At 54.7% G+C, this 1,705-nt stretch carries 1 rRNA gene; it reads right to left on the minus strand.

The features are described from left to right. Positions 1–37: 37 nt before the first annotated feature. Positions 38–1,605: ribosomal RNA gene (locus tag BM095_RS16295) — 16S ribosomal RNA — on the minus strand. Positions 1,606–1,705 lie beyond the last annotated feature (100 nt).

The following is a 1,705-nucleotide window of genomic DNA, read 5'->3' on the forward strand; positions in this document are numbered from 1 at the left end:
GCGGTCCGAAAAGCTCGACTCGGAAAATACTCCGTAGAAAGGAGGTGATCCATCCCCACCTTCCGGTAGGGATACCTTGTTACGACTTCACCCCAATCACCTGCCCCACCTTCGGCGGCTGGCTCCCAAAGGTTACCTCACCGACTTCGGGTGTTGCAAGCTCTCGTGGTGTGACGGGCGGTGTGTACAAGGCCCGGGAACGTATTCACCGTGGCATGCTGATCCACGATTACTAGCGATTCCGGCTTCATGCAGGCGAGTTGCAGCCTGCAATCCGAACTGAGAACGGCTTTTTGAGATTCGCTTCACCTCGCGGCTTCGCTTCCCTCTGTACCATCCATTGTAGCACGTGTGTAGCCCAGGTCATAAGGGGCATGATGATTTGACGTCATCCCCACCTTCCTCCGGTTTGTCACCGGCAGTCACCTTAGAGTGCCCAACTGAATGCTGGCAACTAAGGTCAAGGGTTGCGCTCGTTGCGGGACTTAACCCAACATCTCACGACACGAGCTGACGACAACCATGCACCACCTGTCATTCTGTCCCCCGAAGGGGAACCTTCTATCTCTAGAAGTAGCAGAAGATGTCAAGACCTGGTAAGGTTCTTCGCGTTGCGTCGAATTAAACCACATGCTCCACCGCTTGTGCGGGCCCCCGTCAATTCCTTTGAGTTTCAACCTTGCGGTCGTAGTCCCCAGGCGGAGTGCTTAATGCGTTTGCTTCGGCACTAAGGGCGTCGAAACCCCTAACACCTAGCACTCAACGTTTACGGCGTGGACTACCAGGGTATCTAATCCTGTTCGCTACCCACGCTTTCGCGCCTCAGCGTCAGTAACAGGCCAGAGAGCCGCCTTCGCCACTGGTGTTCCTCCACATATCTACGCATTTCACCGCTACACGTGGAATTCCACTCTCCTCTCCTGTACTCAAGTTCCCCAGTTTCCAATGACCCTCCACGGTTGAGCCGTGGGCTTTCACATCAGACTTAGGAAACCGCCTGCGCGCCCTTTACGCCCAATAATTCCGGACAACGCTTGCCCCCTACGTATTACCGCGGCTGCTGGCACGTAGTTAGCCGGGGCTTTCTGATCCGGTACCGTCACGGCACCGGCCTATTCGACCGGCACTTGTTCTTCCCGGATAACAGAGCTTTACGATCCGAAAACCTTCTTCACTCACGCGGCGTTGCACCGTCAGGCTTTCGCCCATTGCGGATGATTCCCTACTGCTGCCTCCCGTAGGAGTCTGGGCCGTGTCTCAGTCCCAGTGTGGCCGGTCACCCTCTCAGGTCGGCTACGCATCGTCGCCTTGGGGAGCCATTACCTCCCCAACTAGCTAATGCGCCGCGGGCCCATCTTAGAGTGTGAGGAACAAGTCCCCACTTTTACAAAAGAATCATGCGATTCTTTTGATTATCCGGTATTAGCCCCGGTTTCCCGGGGTTATCCCAGTCTCTAAGGCAGGTTGCCCACGTGTTACTCACCCGTCCGCCGCTCGTTCCACAGGCGTCACCCCGAAGGGATCTGCCTGCTTCCCGCGCTCGACTTGCATGTATTAGGCACGCCGCCAGCGTTCGTCCTGAGCCAGGATCAAACTCTCCATAAAATTGGATTATTTGATACAAGCTGTAAAGCGATTGCTCGCTTTGTTTCTTTTATAAAGAAATTAACAGACGCTTGACTTTCATTCAATTTTCAAAGGACAA

Source organism: Alteribacillus iranensis (genome assembly GCF_900113025.1).
In the GTDB taxonomy this organism is placed as follows: domain Bacteria; phylum Bacillota; class Bacilli; order Bacillales; family Marinococcaceae; genus Alteribacillus_A; species Alteribacillus_A iranensis.